Raw genomic sequence first — 19,553 nt, forward strand, 5'->3', positions numbered from 1 at the left:
CAACACCCAAAATTCTCTTAAAACCAATTTCTTTTAATTTTTTTGCTTTTTTATTTAATTCGCTACGGTCATCTATTAAATCAATTTTGGAAATGACAGCTATTTTATTTTGAATATTTAAATCGTTGATTCTCTTAATAATGTATTGATCGCCTTTGCCAATTTCTTGATCAGCAGGACAAACAAATAAGACTAAATCAACTTCTTGCAAGGCACTATATGATTTTTCATTTAATTTTTCAGAAATCAAATATTCCGCTTTATGAATTCCAGGAGTATCAACAAAAATTATTTGATATTTTTCATCGTTATAAATTCCTCGTATTTGATCTCTAGTCGTTTGTGCTTGATTAGTAACAATAGCTAAATTAAAATCTAAAATATTATTTAAAATTGTGCTTTTGCCAACATTTGGTCTGCCAATTAAGGCAACAGTACAAATTTGTTTTATCATGATTAGTTTTCTTCCCTTGTAATGTTTAATTTTTTCATAATATTATCAACATGCTGATTCATAATTTTTGCTTCACTTTCTAAAATATAATCGAAGCCGAAGAGATGGGCAATTCCGTGTGCAAAAATATAGCAAAATTCGCGCCTTAGACTATGGTTATATTCTTTAGCTTGTTTTTTAATCTTTCAAGGTGAAATAATAATTTGTCCGAGTTCAATTTGATCTAAAAATTCTAACTCTTCATTTGAATCAAGCGGAAAACTTAAAATATCAGTTACATAATTTTTATTTCGATAAACAAAATTAAGTTTTTTCATTTTTGATGCAGAAACAAAAAGAACATCAACATTTAGATCTTTTTTTGCCGAAAATTCTTCCTTTGCTACTTGCAAAATATCTAAAAAATCATTCATAAATTCAAAACGAAAAAAACTCTTATTTTTAAAGGCAATTTTATTCATATCGTAAATTATAAAATAATAATTTTTAAAGTTGAATAATTTACCAAAATGTTTTTTATATTAAAAAACAAAAAAGTTATTTGAATGTTCACAGACAAAGCGATTACTATGACTAATTTCGATGAAAATTGCCTGCGATTGATAACCACAAATTCGTTTGGTTAATTCGGGTAGAATTTCAAGAGAAATATTTTCGAAACATTCATCTAATAAAATCAAATCATATTTATTGTTAAAAAGTTGCATAAGCATTAAAAATTGCTTTTGACCGGAAGATAAATTTTCGCCATTTTGCTCAATATTATCGCTTAAATTAAGGCCAAAATAATTAAATAAACTATTTAACTCAAACAATTTATAGTTTTGCATAAAAACGGCTAAGGAATTATTGTTTTCCATGGTTATGAAATTTAATATACTACCATTTTTAAAATAGGTGTTATTATCGATAAAAACCATTTTTTCATGTAATCATTTTAAGCTAATTTTTTGTATATCTATTTCGTTAAAAAATACTGTTCCACCGCTAGCCTCAAACAAACCATATATTAGTTTTAAGATTGTACTTTTTCCGCTTCCATTTTTTCCAAAAATATGAATATTATCTGTTATGGAAAGAGATAGATTTTTTAAAATCAATTCAGAAGAATAACCAAAGTCAACATTTTCAAATCTAACTTTATTTATCTTATCGATTTTGCTATCTAAATGCTTATATGGTTCTAGATTAAGGATAAAATTTAATCGTCTAATATTAGCCAAATTTATTTTATATAGTCCAATTATGTCAACTAAATTTAAAAGCGGCGAATTAATCAATGCAATCGTTGATCCAAGCAACATTAAATTGCCAATTGTAATTTGTTTGTTTATAAACAAAACCGCACCAAAAAATAATGAGAGTATTTGTAGAACTGTAAAGAATCCGTTCATTATTGAATTTTTAAAAATATTTAGATCGTTTAATGAAGTTTTTAGCTTAATATTTTTCATTAAAATCGCCTCAAATTTATTTTTTAAATTACCTTCGTCTTGACTTTTCATTCTAAATAGTCAATTTGAAAAAATAAGGTCAAATTCTTCAAATAGATTTAATTCATTTGAGATTATTTTAATGTATTTATTTTTAATTTTGCTGTTAGTTCAAATAGCAAACAACAATAATATTAATGATGATGAAATTACAAATAGCATTGCTAGTTTATTAATCAAAAACAAAATAATCAATGAAGATAGAAAAGAAATAATATTAGCAAACCAAAAAGTAAAAAAACCTGTTTTATATTGTGCGATTTGTTCAATAGTTAAAAAAGTCTGTATATATTCAGATTTGCTTATTTTGTTAATTTGTAATTGTTTTCCGTTTATAAATCTTTCTCTAAATAAATTCGTAATTTTAATTCTATTTGAATTCACTAATTTGTGATTAATTTTTTGTTGAAGCCAAGAAGCTAGTATTTTTATAGTTGCAAATCAAGAGAAAACAATCAATAGAATAATTAAGCGATTTTTTTCTTGAAGTGAAAAAATTGCGTCGAAAATAAATTTTGAGTAAAAATTTGAAGCAAGTCCCATTATATTAACTACTAAAGCAAAAGAAACAATAACCAAATATCAAAAAAGGTTTTGCTTAATTTTTAATTTATCACTAGATTTTGGAAAGGTAATCTTTTTTGAATCTGCAGAAGGCAAAACTGTAATAATTACTGAACAAAATTTTTTTCTAAATTGATCTAGGGAAACCCAATAACAATTTCTAGCAGGATCATTAATTAAGATTTTGTCGCTTGTTTTTTCTTCAATTATGACATAATGCAAATTTGTTGCATTTTCTTCTTTAATTAAAGTGACAATTGGGGCATTTAATTTCAAGTTAAGAAAAGATTCAAAATCTCCTTCAAGTATTTCCATTTCTAGTTGACAATTTGTTGCCAATTTTTTTAAATCAAATAACGATATACCGCTTTTTTCATATATTGCTATAGATTTCAAATAATTAATATCACATTTGACTTTGTAAAATTGATTTATAAAGGCTTGGATGATATATAATCCACAATCTTTCTCATTTAATTGTCTTTCCATTCACATATTTTAATTTTTATTTAATTTTTTGTGATAACTAATAAAAAAGCGAAAAAATGGCGAAATTACTTTCAGGCATTTCGATAATGAAAATTGTTTCGTTTGTTTACAATACTTTTTAAGCAAGCCAACTAAAGAAAATTAAATTTTAGTTAGAAACTCATTAAGATTAACTAAATATATTGCAGAATTAGATTATTTTTATTCCGGCTTGCTGCATTAATTTTATTGCAAAATCATGATATTGTGTCGAATCGTGATTTGGTAAATCAAAAGTAGCTATCATGTCTTTATATACAACCACATCTTTATTTTGATTTATTGAGTTTAAGTATGTTTTTAGAGATAAAGCAAATTGCAAAATGCAAATATCGCTGCAACATCCTACGATTTCAAATTCGTCATATTTTTGAAGGCATTTTTTATCAATAGCAAAAAAAGAATTTGTTGTGTTTTTGTCTACTCGCTTTTGACAGAAACTTTTTAACTCATCAACAATTTCTGATTCGTTTGAATCTTTTAAGCAATGTATAGGATAGGCATTCATTTCAATGTCATTTTCAGAGTGTGCATCACACAAAAATATATTGTCAATATCTTTATTTTTTTTACAGTGGTTTGCTATATTTGGGATAATGCTCGCAATTTTTTTGCTTGCAAGATTACCAAAATTGCAAAAACCTTTAACCATATCAACTACAAAAAGAATTTTATTCATTATTTTGCCTTTCTTTAAGCGTGTTATTGAATTTATTATTTTAACAATATTATATAATATTAACGGATACATCTTAGAGGGACATATTTTTTACTAATTGTTGGTGTATCTAAAGTTCGAATTTTATTTATATTATTACAAGAAAGGAAATTAATATGGCCGAAGAACAATTAGTTGTTACTTCAAGTCCTAAGAAAAAGATTGGCTTCTTTTCAGCTATTCTTGTTGTACTAGGTGGCTCTATTGGTGTTGGTGTTTTTCTAAGATCTAAAACAGTTCTAGAAAACTCTGCTGGCAACATTGCTTGAGCTCTTGCAGTTTGACTAATCGCTGGTTTTGCTGTTATTACAATGGCATTAGCATTAGTTGAAGTTGCATCAGGACGTAATGACAATTTAGGTATGATTGGTTGATCTAAAGCATTTAACACATTGCGAATTTATAAAGCAAATAAATTCTTTATGACCTACTTATATTTACCATTTACATACTTCTTTATGCCTTACTATGTTATTGTTCAATTCCAAGATGGTTTTGACGGATTTGGATATAACATAGATTTTGGTGGTTCAACAAAAGCCCCATGAATTTATTTTGCTATTGGTTTAGCTCTAACAATTTGAATGTTTTTATCAGCTGGTTTAAGCAGCCGTGCTGGAAATATTCAAAACTGAATAGTTACTTCTGTTAAATTTATTCCATTGGTACTTATTGTTGGGTTCGGTTTTTATTTTGCAGCACAAACTAAAAATACTTCAGAATTCTGAACCCCTATCAAAGCAGAAAATCTATTTAATACAAAATCTACAAGCTTTTTAGGTTTAACACCATTCTTAGCAGTATTTGCATCATTAGGTGGAATTTTCTTCGCATTTGACGGATTCTACGTAAGTGCTGGAATTCAATCAGAAATGAAAAACCCAGAAAAAACTCCTGCAGCATTAGTAATTGGTCTTTTATCAATGACAATTATTTACATGATAATTGCAGTTTCAATGACTCTAGGTGCTAAAACTGGTGGCTTCTATGGATTTATTGATCTATTTAAAGGAATCAAAATTGGTTGAATGTTTGGTCTAATTAACGTTATGATTGCCATCGGAGTTATTGGTATTTTAAATGCCTTTACAATGTGAGCAACAAGATTCGTTGAAGACCTAATTAAAGAAGGAGAAATTTTAATTCCTGCAAGAGCATACAGATACATGAAAAATTCATCATTGCCTGTTGTTGGAGCAGCATTCTCATTCTTAATTTCATTACCATTTATGGTTGTATTAACCGCTGTTGGTGCATACGCATACATCGGTGGTGGATACGATCCAATGTACGGATTCAAAATTGACGAATTGCTAACATTCTCAGACCTAATGGCTAACTGAATGGCAGTATTTGCATTTGCATTCATTGCTCTAGCAATCGTTGGTGCAATCAAAAATAGAAAAGAACACTTCATCGCTGTTAAAGAAAACAAACACACAATTTGAGCTGGTTACACATCAGTTATTATGGTTCTATTAGTAATGTTCTTCCTAGCAATCGATCCATTTATTTCAGTTGGAATGACACTTGTAAAATACATTTCAGCAGACGCTGCTGGAAAAGCTGAACTACGTAACCCATTAATCGGATACGCATCAACTTCATTACTATTTGTTGTATATTCAATTGTTATGTTCCTATCAACACCAATTGAAAAATGTATTGCTCAAAGAAACAAAGTTAAATACGATAGAATCTTATCTAATCAAATTTGTGAATGCGAAAGAGCAGACTGATGTCCATGCAGAATTTCTTTAGTTAAAGAAGCTGCTGAATTAAATGATTTAGTTTTAGCAACATATGCTGAAGCTCGTAAGTAATTTCTATTAATAAAAAAGCTAGCACTGTAAAAGGTGCTGGTTTTATTTTTTTCTTGCAAAGCAATTTTGCGCATTTAAAATAAGAATCGCTTTAACTTATCTTATATTGTTCAAATAGTAAACTAATAATTCAAAATAAAACTTTTAAAATTAAGCAAATTTGTTGCAATCAGGCAAAGTCAACAACTATAATTTATCAAAATATCTAATAATAATGATGAGTTTTTTAAATGAAAATACTTGCTAATTTACTAAAAAAGTAATTCATATAATTCATTAAAGGCGATTTAGTAAAATTATGTATAATTTTTAATTATGAGTAATCGAAAATTTATGATAAAAAAATTATTATTTACCGTGGGCTTTATTATGCCTATTGCTTTAACTCCAACTTTATCAGCAGCATGTAATATAAGACCGGAAATTACTTTTACTGAAAATGCACAAAACCTTTACAAAACAAAAGGTTATCATGTTGTAGGCTCGGCAAAAGAATTTAATTATGCTAATCATGCAGTATCAAATCCTAGGGCTGAGGAAGATCCGAGATATTATATATTTCAAAAAGACGAGCACGGAAATTCGATCAAAAAGATAAATGACGAAACAATAAAAGAAGGCTATAAACCAATTTTTAAGGAAATTTTTCAATTTTTGAATATTGAAAATATTAACGAAAAATATGACTATCGCATTTTCTCATTTACATGAAAGGAATTTGCAGAAAACTTTTCATATGCAGCATCTAAACCTAGATATAAAAAATATAAAGACAATCCTCGTGCTTTGTTTGTTGTATGCTACTGGGTTTTAAAACTTAATGAAGCAGCTCCAAATTTCAAAGAAGCAGCGCAAATTGACAAAACAGTTAGTCATTTTCTAACAAAAAGCGGTAACCCTGAAGTTAATGGGGATATATTAGAAGAGGCACCATGGCCGTTTTTTCCAGGAATTTTGCCCGGAAAAAATAAGTTTTGAAAGGATGTAACTGATCCGATTGTTGTTCTTTTTTCTGAAGACTAAAGATTAATTAAAATAAGAAGGTATACATGAAAACAATACGTACAAGATATGCACCGAGCCCAACTGGATATCTACACATTGGCGGTGCCAGAACAGCATTATTTAATTACTTATTTGCAAAGCACTTTAACGGCAAATTCATTTTTCGGTTAGAAGATACTGATGTTGCTAGAAATGTGGAAGGTGGAGAAGCTAGCCAACTAGATAATTTGGCTTGATTAGGAATTATTCCTGACGAAAGTCCTTTAAATCCAAATAACAAATATGGAAAATATAGACAAAGCGAAAAACTGGATGTTTATCATAAATTTGTAGAACAATTAATTGCAAATGGACATGCATATAAAGCGTATGATAGTTCTGAAGAACTTGCAAAACAACACGCAGAATCAGAAGCAGCAAATGTAGCCTCATTTCGTTATGATGCAAATTGACTTAAAATATCAGAAGAAGAGAAAAATCGCCGTGATGCTGCGCACGAGTATTCAGTAAGATTACGTTTACCTAAAAACGTTATATATAAATGAGATGACTTAGTTAGAGGCGAAATAGCTGTTAATAGCGATGAAATTGGTGATTTTGTTATTTTAAAAAGTGATGGATATCCTACATATAATTTTGCCGTTGTTGTTGATGATCATCAAATGGAAATTTCCCACGTTTTGCGTGGCGAAGAGCATATTACTAATACACCGAAACAATTAGCAATTTATGATGCATTTGGTTGAGAAACACCGAGATTTGGTCATTTGACGATTATCACAAATATGGAAGGTAAAAAATTATCTAAACGTGATAAATCTCTAAAGCAATTTATTGAGGACTATAAAAATGAAGGATACCGTCCTGATGCCATTTTTAACTTTTTAGTGCTTCTTGGTTGAACATCGGCAGATAAATCTGAAGTGATGTCGCATCAAGAAATAATCGAAAAATTTGATCCTTCAAGATTAAGCAAGAGCCCATCAAAATTTGATATTGTGAAAATGGAATGATTTTCAAAACAATACATGAAAGCAATGTCAAATCAAGAATTAATTGCGTTAATTGGCTCGCCAAAAGACAAAATTTGAAACGAACTTTTTGTTGATACCTATAAACAATCATGTACTACTATAAGTGAACTAAAGGATAACTTAAATTTCTATTTAAATCCTAAACAAAAATTAAATATTCCTTACGAATCTAATGAAATATTAAAAACATTTTATAGTTTACTTTTAGAAACTAGTTTCACCGTTGAAAACATTCAACAAACAATCAATCGTACAAAAGAAATTTGCAATGTTAAAGGTAAAGATTTATTTATGCCAATAAGAATTGCAACAACTTTTGAAGAACATGGTCCAGAATTAGCAAAAGCAATATTCTTATTCGGTGAAGAAATTGTTCTAAAAAGAATAAAATCATGCTTATAAAATACAAATTAATTTCAAATATTCATTCAACCGATGAGCAAACTAGTTATGAAACCAATTTTGTTTCATATAGTGAAAGGCAAGAAGAAAAATTTATAATAATCAGCTTTATCGATGAGAAAAAATTTGCTTGCGAACTTAAAATCTCGGCTGATGAAATATATTTAAGTTATAGCGTACAAAAAATTTATCTTAAAAGAAATAAATTTACACATAACGAAATGATTTTTGAAAATAATATGAAATTTCTGGTTGATGCGTTTTTAAAAAATGTTAGTATCGGAGCCAAAGAAATATCATTTGAATACGATTTGTTGCAAGGAACGCAAATAATAGTAAGTAACAAAATCATTTTAGAAATTCAAAAGGAAACAAAGTAATAATTCATGCTTTGTTTTTTATTTTTAATATTATCTTTATTTCTAGACACAAACAAAAAATTTTTGTTAAAAATTAATGTATTATTTTGTTATGTTTAAATGGGAATATATTTGAATTAATTTAATTATTGCTACACTTGCTTATTTTATTGGCTCAATAAATATAGGCATAATTTTAAGCAAATTTAAAGGTAAAGACATTCGAGAAATAGGTTCTAAAAATGCTGGAGCCACAAACGTTTTAAGAAACTATGGATTCAAATTGGCAACTTTAGTTTTCTTGTTTGATTTTTTTAAAAGTTTATTAACAATTTTATCGATCTTTTTGGTGAAACATTTTACTAAAAACGAATATATTCTACCGATAATTGCGGGTTTAGGAATTTTATTAGGACATATATATCCTATATATTTTAAATTTAAAGGTGGCAAAGGGGTAGCTTCTTTTATTGGAATGATATTTGCCTTTGATTTCATGCTATTTACATTATTTGCAATGTTATATATTGCAATCACGTTAATAACTAAATATATTTCACTGGCTTCCGCTATTTCGTGTTTAGTAATTCCCTTTTTAGGACTGATACCAAGAATTTATTTGGAGTCACATCTTGCATTTATGCAAACTAACACACCATATCCCGTTCATGCGATTATTTTAATATTTTGTGCCGCTATTATTATTTTAAAGCATATACCTAACTATATTAGATTAATTTCTGGTAAAGAAAACAAATTAAATATATAGTTGAAAAAGTATAATTAAAATATGAACAAAAAAATTCGTGTTATATTAGCGGGAACGGGAAAATTTTCAGCAGAAATTTTTGAGGCAATAATTAAAGATAGTGATTTTGAAGTTCTATCTCTAATTAGCCAACCAAATAGAAAAATGGACCGAAATAAAAATATATTAACAACAGAAGTTTTTAACTTGGCTCAAAAATATAATATTGAAATTTTTCAACCCTTAAAAATCAGCGAAATTTATGATGAACTAGCAAAAAAGGAATTTGATTTTTTCATAACAGCTTCGTTTGGGCAATTTATACCTTCTTCAATACTAAAATTACCTAAAATTTTACCACTAAATGTTCATGGTAGTTTACTAGAAAAATATCGTGGCGCCGCACCTATTCAATATGCTTTATTAAATAATGACATAAAAACAGGTTTAACATTAATTGAAATGACAAGCAAAATGGACGCCGGTGATATGTTATTTAAAACGGAAATAAATATCAATGAAAACGATACGGCTCTTGAAATTTTTGATAGATTAGCAAAAACAGGTGCAGATAATATTTGCAAATGAATTAAGCAAATATTTGTTGGCGATTTTGTTCGTATTAAGCAAGACGAATCAAAAGTAATGTTGGCACCTAAAATATTGAACGATGAAGCAGAACTGTTTTTCTCTTTAACAAAAAAAGAAGCTTTATCCAAGATTAGAGCTTTCAATGATCAACCCGGCGCATTTATTTTATACAACGAGAAAAGATTAAAAATTTTTAGAGCTACTAATATGAAAATTTCAACTCCAATTTCATTAAATTTTGCCGACGGAAAATTGTATTTAATTGAATATCAATTTGAAGGCAAAAAGCGAGTAAAACATGAAATTTAATTTTGAAAAATTCCTAAATTTTGAAAAACAAAAACCATATTTTTTCAATTTGGCAAATTATCTAAAAAGAGCTACAAATATTACACCCAAAAAAGACCGCATATTTTTTGCAATGCACAATTTTGATTTTGATAATTTGAAAGTTATAATTATCGGCCAAGATCCTTATCCCGGTGTAAATGTGGCAGACGGGTTATGTTTCTCTTCTAATGAAGAAAAAACGCCAGCTTCCTTAAAAAATATTTTTGCTGAAATCCAACAATCATATCCTAATTGTATTTTTCAAACAAATAACTTAGATTATTGAAAAAATCAGGGGGTTTTGCTATTAAACACAATATTAACTAATGAAGTTGGAAAAACACTTGCTCATCAAAATATAGGTTGAGAAATATTTACATATAATTTTCTAAACCAAATTAATGAATTATATACAAATGTTATTTACTTGCTATTGGGCAATTATGCAAAAAAATATGCGCAAAAACTTGATTTACGAAAGCAAATAATAATTCAAACATCTCATCCATCACCATTGAGTTATTTTAATGGATTTAAAGGTTCCAAAGTTTTTGAAAAAATCAATTCTGAATTAAAAAAACAGAATAAGAAAGTAATTGACTGAAGCACTAAATAAAAGATGTTTTAGTTTTTATTTATTAATAATTTGCTTTTATATGACTAAAAAAAATATTGGTTTATAATTAAAACATACTATTAAATATTAATAGTAAAAATAATTTCAGAAAGGAAAATATGATTTCAGATTACGAAACAAAACGTAATAAATCTATGTTATTAAAGGCAGCATACGAAGGAACAAGTTTTCCAAAATATGTTGCACAAAAAGCAAATTATATTACTGAAGATTTTGACGAAAACACAGCATATGTTTTCATATCAAAAGATATTCAAAATTACTACGACTTTTTGAAGGTTGTAGATGCAATTATTCTTTCTAAAAGAAGAAACTATCAAATTGATATCGCTTCATTTGAAAGTTTAAATTTTTTAACTATTGAAGAAATTTTTAGAGCATTTGTGATGCGCATTGCATTCCATGATGCTAAATTATATAATGTAAAACAAAACCAAAAAGAAAATGAAATTCAAATTTCTTTATTCTATGAAGATAAGTTGTTTTCAAAATTTGTTAAAAGATTAATTTTAATTTCCGATGCTATTTCAAAAGCAAGAAATTTACAAACTACACCACCTAATGTTGCTACAAGTGAATATATAGCAACCAATGTAAAAAAGGATTTTACCGGAATTGAAAATTTATCAATTAAGGCTTTAGGAAAATCTGAAATTGAAAAATTAGGTATGGGTTTAATGTTGGCAGTTAATGCCGGTAGTTCATACCAACCTAGAGTAGTAGTTATTGAATACATTGGTAATCCTTCAAGCAAAGAAAAGTTTGTTTATGTGGGAAAAGGTATTACTTTTGACACAGGAGGATACAACACTAAAGGCTATCATATGGAAGACATGAAGTTTGATATGTCAGGATCCGTAATTTGTGCATATGCAGTTAAAGCTATTGCTGAATTAAAAATCAAAGCAAACGTTTCGGCAATTATGATGTTAACTGACAATGCTATTGATACACATGCAACAGTTCCTGAATCAGTTGTAAAATCAATGAGTGGTAAAACAGTGGAAATTACAGATACCGATGCTGAAGGTAGATTAGTATTGGCTGACGGCCTTTTCTATGGCGCAAAAACATTAAATGCGTCTTTATTAGTTGATGTTGCAACATTAACTGGCACAATGTTACGTGCTTTAGGAAAAACTTATTCTGGAATTTACTCAACTTCATGTCAAAGATGATCAGAATTTAGTGAAGCTGCAAAAATCGCTCATGAGAAAGTTTGAAGAATGCCAATGCATGAAGATTTTCATAAACCAAATAAAAATTCAAAAGTGGCCGATTTAAATAATTACAATAACAACGAAAAATCAGATTGCAATACCGCTGCAATGTTTTTAAAGGAATTTACAAATGGAATTGATTATATTCATTGTGATGTTGCTGGAACAGCAGATAATAAGGGAATAGGACTTGGTGTATTGATATCAACGCTTATCGAATTAGCAGAAGGTCAAAAATAGGAGAAAAATAATGGAATTAATAAAAAAATTATCAACCAAGCGCAACAATTCAGTTCTATTAAAAGGAATTTATAAAAATGATTCTGTTATTGAAAACCTTATTGAAAAAGAAAACGTAATTACAGAATTTTTATCAAAAAACGTCGCTTATGTGTTTTTAGGCGAAAGAAAAGACGCAAACTACCAAACAATTTATGATTTAGCTGTTTTATTGGGCGAAGAAGCCGCTCGTGATTACCAAATTGATTTGTCTTCTTTTGTTATAAAAGATCAATTGGAAATTGAAGACATTATTGATGCTTTTACCAAGGGAATTAATTTTTCAGTAGCAAAGCTATATAACAAAAAAACATTTACTAAAAAAACAAACAAAAATACGTTGGATTTATTTATTGAACAACCTTCAAAACAAAGCCTTGATGCATTTGAAAAAGCTAAAATACTAATTGATGCACAAAATTGAGCAAGAAATTTGGGTGTAACCCCACCAAACGAACTAAATTCTGAACAATTAGCAGAAATTGTTGCTCAAGATTTTAGACAATATAAAAATTTATCAGTAAAAGTTTTAGGTAAAAAAGAAATTGAAAAACTAAATATGGGCTTGCTTTTATCAGTTAATAGAGGCTCGGTATATGAACCAAGAGTGGTTATTATTGAATATGTTGGAGATCCAAATTCGAAAGAAAAAACCGTGTATATTGGTAAAGGTATAACCTTTGATTCAGGTGGTTATAACATTAAAACCGGACGTTACATGTTAGGAATGAAATATGATATGTCTGGTTCTGCCATTGTTGCTGCAGCACTTAAAGCTATTGCACAATTGTGTCCAAAGAAAAATGTATCAGCAATAATGTGTATAACTGACAATAGAGTAAACGGCGACGCTTCATTGCCTGATTCAGTTTGAACATCTATGAGTGGCAAAACCGTTGAAATTAATAATACAGATGCTGAAGGTAGACTTGTTATGGCTGATGGACTATTTTATGGTGCTGATGTTCTTAAGGCTACTAGATTAGTTGATGTTGCAACATTAACTGGCGCAATGGTCTCAGCGTTAGGAGATACATACACTGGCGTGTGAGCAACTACTGATAAAGCTTGAAATGAGCTATCATCGGCAGCTAAAAAACAACATGAATTAATTTGAAGAATGCCATTTGATAGTGAATATGAAGAATTTATGAAAGGCTCAATTGTTGCCGATCTAAAAAACACAGATTTTACAGGAAATGCCGGATCATGTTCCGCAGCAATGTTTTTAAAAGAATTTACTAAGGAAGTTGAATATATTCATTTAGATGTTGCTGGAACAAATGATATTGATGAAAAACCAATGTTTGCCATGGTTAAAACTTTAACCGAATTAGCATTATAAACATTATAAAACTAATATAAGTCTCGTTACTAATGGCGGGATTTTTATTTTACTTTATAACCCAACTACTGTATAATTTATAGAACAACAGGAGGCAATAATTTGATATCTTTTTTTCAAAATATACGTAGAAAAATCAAAACCAAATCATATCGTTTTACAATTTACGATATTGCATTGTTTGGTGTTTTGCTTGCGATTTATGTCCTTGCCTCAGTGTTTGAGAGATATGTCTTTGCCGGAACTTTTAAAATCGGCATAACATATGCAATATTTATCGTTTTTGGCTTAGCTCTCGGTCCATTTAAGGGTGCCTTTTTAGGTGTATTATGCGATACCATTAGTCAAATTATTCATGGGATAGGTACCTGAATGATTGAATATGCAATTATCCCAGTTTTAATTTCATTTATTAGCGGATTTTTTATTCAATTAATTTTAAAAAGAAATAATTGAAATTGAATAGTAGGATACATAATTTTAACGATTGTAACAATCATATTCACAGTTATTTTAATTGTTTATGGACATAAACTTCCAATTAACGAACATGCCCTAAAAACCAAAAAAATAATTCCATGAAAAACAGCTATGACAATTGGAATAATCGGCATAGTATTTATTTGAATTTCTTCACTTATTTTCTCAATAATAAATGTAACGACAAAAAAAGTAAAAGTGAAGGCAAATGTTTCATTGTTGTTTTCAATATTAATTTTAGTATTTTTAGTTTTGATTATCTCTAGATGATTATGAGGTCCATTTGCATATATTAATTATCGAAATCGCTTTCGAGCAGCAAATTGAGATTATGGAACATATTTCCCCATTTTCATGATTCCAATTATTTTCAAAAGCTTACTTGAGATTCCAATTTATTCAATAGTTATTTTTTCTATATATCCAATACTTTTATTGATTAGACAAAAAATACATTTCCACTCTAATAAAATTCACACATTTTAAAAAAACAAAAAAGCCAGTTCGGCTTTTTGATTTATTTTACAGAAACGCTATATTCGTATTTTTCATTATTGAATATAACTTCGATTTTTACCGAAAAACCTTTAGTTTTTTTAGTAAAACTTAAAATTTTTGCCTGTAATTTTTCGTTTTCTATTTTAATATCAAAATCATCATTTGTTTTAGGCTCATTAATCTTTTTGGTAACCTTAATAGATTTTCCGTAGGCATTTCTAAACGCTTCTATTCTCAACTCTTGTGCTGAATAACCAGAATTATCAATTTCTACGCGTTTTGATACTAATGAAGTGTAATCTTTTGCAATGGTATTAGCAAGTGAGTTTAATGATAGTTTGATTGATTTAACTTTGTTGTTTTCAATAATAGGATCAGAAATAATTAAAACATTTTGTGAATCCATCATGTGTTTACTATATGCAAAAATAAACACTTCACTTTTATTTTTGCCTGTTTCTTTATCAACATTAATGTGTTGTGCTTTAAGGAAATTAGCCCCTTCTTTAATTATTAATTCTTCAATTTTTTTGCTAATAAATTTTAGTTTACTTTTAGCGATAGAATCAAGAAATTTTTTATAAATAAGATTTGAACCATACTCATCGCTTGGTGTAGGCTTATAATCAATTAAATCTATTTTTTCGTATTCAATTTCATCTTCTAATGTCGCATTTGGTGCAAATTGATCCTCAAGAGGTTGTAGACCTTTTTTAACTCTAATATCATTTAAAATATTAATTCCTAATTTATCAAAGCTAATAGTCATCGTTTTGCTTACTTTTGGACTTTCTGTTCATTCATTAAAGCTTGCAGTTACCTCAATGCTAAAATCATTATTATCTTTTTTCACGCTACCAAAAGAATAATTTAAGTCATAATTTTTATTTTCAATTCAATAAGATTTATTTGTTAGATACTTATTTTTTTCTTTTTTGATATATGATTCATCCTTTGAATAGTAAGGATAAAGAATCGCTTTTTCTAATTCTTGTTTTAAATATTCTTTTTGTTTTTCTTCAGTTAATATGTGAGGATTCATGCCTTTGCTATATTCATTTGAAACCACAATTTCCTTTGATGAAGCAATATCTATATTGGCGGCATATTTAAGAGTCAATTTAACAGTAACTTTATTGCTTTCTACTTTTAAATCACTTAATTCATATTGGTATTCAGAAATATCGGCACCGTTTATTGTATTAACTACAAAATTTGGCGAATTATTAATATTTAGTAAGTGATTTTTATGTACAGATTGATATGCTTTTTCATTTAAATATAAAACTTTGCAATTTAACAATAATGAATTAATTTTGTCGATAGCTTCTTTTTCGCTATTTATCATTTCTTGTGTCTTTTTTCAACCTTTAATAACATAAAATTTATTACGCAAGTTGGTTACACCAGTTGTTTTGCTTTTTAATTTATAGATTATAGTAATATCGTTTGTCTCCACATTTATTGCTGGCTTATAGTAACTTAATTCATATCCTTCAGGAATATTTTTCACAATTTTTTCGATATCAGCATCTTTTACAAAAACATCAGAAATATTAGGATATGAAAAGGTTGTGATTTTAGCTGCTTCTTCAACTTTCAACCCTTCTTCGCCATAAACTGTATCAATATTTAATTCAAAAGTTTCCTTTGAAATTATTAATTTGTCTTTATTAAATATTCCCGTTTTAAATGTAACTTTTATAGATATATTGCCAGATTCTTCCTTTGTTTCAAGGTCTAGTATCGACGAAAATTTGTTTTTGCCCTTTTGAAGTGGTTCTTTAGCATTAATTAATTGATATATCTTATCCCTTTCAGAGTTTAATTTTCACAAAGTTCTTTGTTTTGCAACTTTTCAATTAATAGCCTCATCTTTTTTAAATGCAACTATAGCTTTGTTATTGTACTCATAAAGAAATTTATAGTCTTTAACATTCTTGATTACTTCGTTGAAAAAATCTTCATTTTCTAAGTCTCTAGAAAAACTAGCCGGTGAAATTTGATTTCCTCATTCGTCTGCTAAGTTATTTTCTTCTTTGCTATCTTCAGGTTTTTTAGGTTCTTCTTGTTTTTTGTTTTCATTGGGTTTGTCTTTATTGCCGCATTTTGTAGCCATAAATATTGGCAAAGCCAATGTTGAAATAGAACCTAACAATAAAAATATATTTCTTTTCTTTTTCATATTCAATTCCTTATTTAAAAATAAAAGGACACCAAAAACGGTGCCCGTGCAACTACATATATATTCAATTACAAATATTTAAAAATATTTCGTATCGTTTTAAATACATACGCAATAAATTATAAATAAATTTATAAATTATTTTCAAATTCTGTAGTTATTTCAATAGTTTCGCTTTCAGTTAATTCTCTATCTGTACAAATTTCACTCTGATCTAAGATTTTTGCCACGCCGACAATCTTTGTATTTCTGCCCTTTAAATTAACTAATTTAACTCCTTTAGTGTTTCTGCCTGTTACGGAAACATCTTTTAAAGAAAATCTTATTGCAATACCGTCGCTGGTCATTATAATTAAATCTTCCACACCATGAACACAAGCTGCATAAATTAAATCCCCAGCTTTATCTTGATTTAGTGCAATAACACCTTTTGCTGCACGATTGGTTTTTCTAAAGTTTTCAACTAATGTAAGTTTTCCAAAACCGTCTGTGCCCATGCAAAAAATGTACTTACCTTCTTCAGACGATGAAATTGAAACAACGCGTTCACCATTTTCGAGTCTAATTCCTTGTACACCACACGCAGTTCTACTTAGTGGACGCAATTGTTCGCCATCAAATCTATTCATTCTACTATTTGAAGCCGCAATAAATATTTCTTCTTGTTTGTTTACAACTAAAGCATCAATTAATTCATCCTCATCTTTAAGCGTTAAAGCGATCTTCCCGTTTCGATTTATTCTTTGATATTCAAAAATATTAGTTTTTTTAACTGTTCCAAACTTTGAAACAGTTAGTAAATATTCATTTTCTAAGTATTCTTTTATCGCAAGAATTTTAACAATCTTTTCATCCTTTTCGATTGCAGAAATGATGTTAACAATAGGGATTCCTTTTGATTGTTTTGTGCCGATAGGAACTTCATGCCCTCTTATTTTATAAACCTTAGCCTTGTTTGTAAAAATTAGTAAGTCGGTGTGAGTGCCAGCCGATAAAATACCACGAATATCATCATCTTGGTAGGTCTTGGCAGTTGTTACGCCAACACCTCCACGTTTTTGTTCACGATATTCATCAATATCTAAACGTTTAACGTAGTTATTTGCTGAAACAGTGACAATAATATCTTTCTGAGGAATTAAGTCTTCATTATCAATATTGCTTAATTCATCTCATTTAATTTCACTTCTACGTTTATCGCCATATAGGTTTTTAATTTCTTGTAATTCAAAAACAATTAATTCAATTAATAATTCATGGCTTGCTAAAATTTTTCTATATTCAGCAATTCGATCATGAACTAAAGAAAGTTCTTCGTTCATTTTCTCAATTGCAAGACCAGTTAATCTACCAAGTTTCATGTCAACAATAGCCTTAGTTTGAATTTCAGTAAGACTAAATTCTTTAGCTAATGTTTCTTGTGCTTCGCTATCTGTCTTTGAATGTTTAATTATTTCGATTACCCGATCAATATTTTCAACACAAATTTTTAATCCTTCTAAGATATGTGCACGTGCTAGATCTTTTTCTAAATCAAAATTTAGTCTTCTTGTAGTAACATCAATTTGGTGTTTTAAATAAACTTCCAAACATTCTTTTAAATTCAATAATCTAGGTTCATTATTTACCAAAGCAATCATATTAAATGAAAAATTACTTTGCAATCTTGTTAATTTATATAACTTGTTTAATATAACTTCAGGTACAAAAGTTTTTTTGACATCAATAACTACTCTAATGCCATCACGATTAGATTCGTCTCTAAAGTCTGCAATTCCCTCAATTTTTTTGTCTTTAATTAATTCACCGATTTTTTCCATGATTTCGGTCTTTTTAATTTCATAAGGGATTTCAGTAAAAATTATTTTACTTTTACCATTATTAAGTTCTTGTATATTAGCTTTAGCACGAATTGTAATTGAACCACGACCTGTATTATACGCATCAATCAAACCTTGCTTATTAAAAATAATTCCGCCAGTTGGAAAATCGGGTGCCAAAACATGTTCCATTAATTGTTCAATAGTTACATTTGGGTTTTTAGCAAGTAAACAAACAGCGTCAATAACTTCGTTTAGATTGTGCGGTGGAATATTAGTTGCCATACCGACAGCAATACCACTCGTGCCAGAAACTAATAGATTAGGAAAGCGAGCGGGTAAAACTACAGGCTCTTTTTCAGTCCCATCATAGTTATCAATAAAGTCAACAGTATTTTTCTTAATACTATCAACCATTGTTCCAGCAATTTTACTCATTCTAGCTTCGGTATAACGCATAGCTGCAGCTTCGTCACCGTCAATTGAACCAAAGTTACCATGACCATCAATTAAAGGATAACGTAATGAAAAATCTTGCGCCATTCTAACCATAGCTTCGTAAACTGAAGAATCGCCGTGTGGGTGATACTTACCTAAAACGTCCCCAACGATACGAGCAGATTTTTTATGAGGGGCTGTATAAAACATTCCCAATTCGCTCATACCATATAAAATTCTTCTATGAACAGGTTTTAACCCATCACGAGCATCTGGTAAAGCACGAGCAACAATAACACTCATTGCATATTCAATAAACGAAGATTTCATTACGGTTGCTAAATTAGCGGGTTTCAAACCATTTTGTTCATTTTCAAGCAACTGTGGTGTAACTTTATATCCTTCTTTATTTTGCGGAATATCTTCCTCATCATCATCTTCTATAACCGGCGCTTTTTCATCATCGAAAACCTTTTTGATAGTATCATCAAAATCATAATATTTGCTATCATCATCTTGCTCTTGAAAGTCTTCTTCAAGCAATTTCTTTTCTTCTTCATCAGAATTTTTCATAATTCTCTCCATGTTAGTAATAGAACTTA

Annotated in this window: 16 protein-coding genes; 10 read left to right on the plus strand and 6 right to left on the minus strand. The window is 28.7% G+C overall.

The window, feature by feature from the left end; translation table 4 throughout:
- From era to FJM08_RS01115, 4 genes are all read right to left on the minus strand, one after another.
- A partial coding sequence (gene era, locus FJM08_RS01100) for a GTPase Era (RefSeq protein WP_241863747.1) occupies positions 1-454 on the minus strand: 454 nt, incomplete at its 3' end.
- A 2-nt stretch (positions 455-456) separates the two neighbouring features.
- Complete coding sequence (ybeY, locus tag FJM08_RS01105; protein WP_140031376.1) at positions 457-915, minus strand: rRNA maturation RNase YbeY; 459 nt, start codon at positions 913-915, stop codon at positions 457-459.
- Between the two features lie 60 nt (positions 916-975).
- Positions 976-3,000 (minus strand): Mbov_0121 family peptidase domain-containing ABC transporter, encoded by a 2,025-nt coding sequence (locus FJM08_RS07465; RefSeq protein ID WP_170177178.1) that lies wholly within the window; start codon positions 2,998-3,000, stop codon positions 976-978.
- A gap of 190 nt (positions 3,001-3,190) precedes the next feature.
- The gene (locus tag FJM08_RS01115) at positions 3,191-3,718 is read right to left on the minus strand and encodes a cysteine hydrolase family protein (RefSeq protein ID WP_140031378.1); all 528 of its coding nucleotides are present in this window, start codon (positions 3,716-3,718) and stop codon (positions 3,191-3,193) included.
- A 155-nt stretch (positions 3,719-3,873) separates the two neighbouring features.
- On the opposite strand from FJM08_RS01115, the gene FJM08_RS07470 reads away from it, so the two are divergent.
- The 10 genes from FJM08_RS07470 to FJM08_RS07495 all read left to right on the plus strand — a co-directional run bounded on the left by FJM08_RS07470 (position 3,874) and on the right by FJM08_RS07495 (position 14,496).
- Positions 3,874-5,580, plus strand: a complete 1,707-nt coding sequence (locus tag FJM08_RS07470; protein WP_140031379.1) for an APC family permease — start codon at positions 3,874-3,876, stop codon at positions 5,578-5,580.
- A gap of 333 nt (positions 5,581-5,913) precedes the next feature.
- Positions 5,914-6,603, plus strand: coding sequence for a hypothetical protein (locus FJM08_RS07475; RefSeq protein ID WP_140031380.1), 690 nt, complete (start codon positions 5,914-5,916; stop codon positions 6,601-6,603).
- Between the two features lie 26 nt (positions 6,604-6,629).
- Positions 6,630-8,021: a glutamate--tRNA ligase gene (gltX, locus tag FJM08_RS07480; protein ID WP_140031381.1), complete on the plus strand. Its 1,392-nt coding sequence runs from the start codon at positions 6,630-6,632 to the stop codon at positions 8,019-8,021.
- The gene (locus tag FJM08_RS01135) at positions 8,012-8,401 is read left to right on the plus strand and encodes a hypothetical protein (RefSeq protein WP_140031382.1); all 390 of its coding nucleotides are present in this window, start codon (positions 8,012-8,014) and stop codon (positions 8,399-8,401) included. Before gltX ends, FJM08_RS01135 begins: the two co-directional genes overlap by 10 nt.
- Positions 8,402-8,492: 91 nt before the next feature.
- Complete coding sequence (gene plsY, locus FJM08_RS01140; protein ID WP_140031383.1) at positions 8,493-9,149, plus strand: glycerol-3-phosphate 1-O-acyltransferase PlsY; 657 nt, start codon at positions 8,493-8,495, stop codon at positions 9,147-9,149.
- Between the two features lie 21 nt (positions 9,150-9,170).
- Entirely contained in the window at positions 9,171-10,028 is an 858-nt protein-coding gene (gene fmt / locus FJM08_RS07485) for a methionyl-tRNA formyltransferase (RefSeq protein ID WP_140031384.1), read from the plus strand.
- Positions 10,018-10,665, plus strand: a complete 648-nt coding sequence (locus FJM08_RS07490; protein WP_140031385.1) for a uracil-DNA glycosylase — start codon at positions 10,018-10,020, stop codon at positions 10,663-10,665. Before fmt ends, FJM08_RS07490 begins: the two co-directional genes overlap by 11 nt.
- 119 nt (positions 10,666-10,784) lie before the next feature.
- Positions 10,785-12,146, plus strand: coding sequence for a M17 family metallopeptidase (locus FJM08_RS01155; RefSeq protein ID WP_140031386.1), 1,362 nt, complete (start codon positions 10,785-10,787; stop codon positions 12,144-12,146).
- A 10-nt stretch (positions 12,147-12,156) separates the two neighbouring features.
- A complete protein-coding gene (locus tag FJM08_RS01160) occupies positions 12,157-13,530 on the plus strand; it encodes a M17 family metallopeptidase (RefSeq protein ID WP_140031387.1) in 1,374 nt (457 codons plus the stop codon).
- A gap of 102 nt (positions 13,531-13,632) precedes the next feature.
- Positions 13,633-14,496: an ECF transporter S component gene (locus FJM08_RS07495; protein ID WP_140031388.1), complete on the plus strand. Its 864-nt coding sequence runs from the start codon at positions 13,633-13,635 to the stop codon at positions 14,494-14,496.
- A 31-nt stretch (positions 14,497-14,527) separates the two neighbouring features.
- On the opposite strand, the gene FJM08_RS07500 is transcribed toward FJM08_RS07495, so the two are convergent.
- Together FJM08_RS07500 and gyrA are read right to left on the minus strand one after the other, a co-directional pair.
- The gene (locus FJM08_RS07500; protein ID WP_140031389.1) at positions 14,528-16,693 is read right to left on the minus strand and encodes a hypothetical protein; all 2,166 of its coding nucleotides are present in this window, start codon (positions 16,691-16,693) and stop codon (positions 14,528-14,530) included.
- Positions 16,694-16,824: 131 nt separating this feature from the next.
- Complete coding sequence (gyrA, locus tag FJM08_RS07505; protein WP_140031390.1) at positions 16,825-19,524, minus strand: DNA gyrase subunit A; 2,700 nt, start codon at positions 19,522-19,524, stop codon at positions 16,825-16,827.
- Positions 19,525-19,553 lie beyond the last annotated feature (29 nt).

The organism is Metamycoplasma equirhinis (assembly GCF_006385185.1).
Classification (GTDB): Bacteria; Bacillota_I; Bacilli_A; order Mycoplasmatales; family Metamycoplasmataceae; genus Metamycoplasma; species Metamycoplasma equirhinis.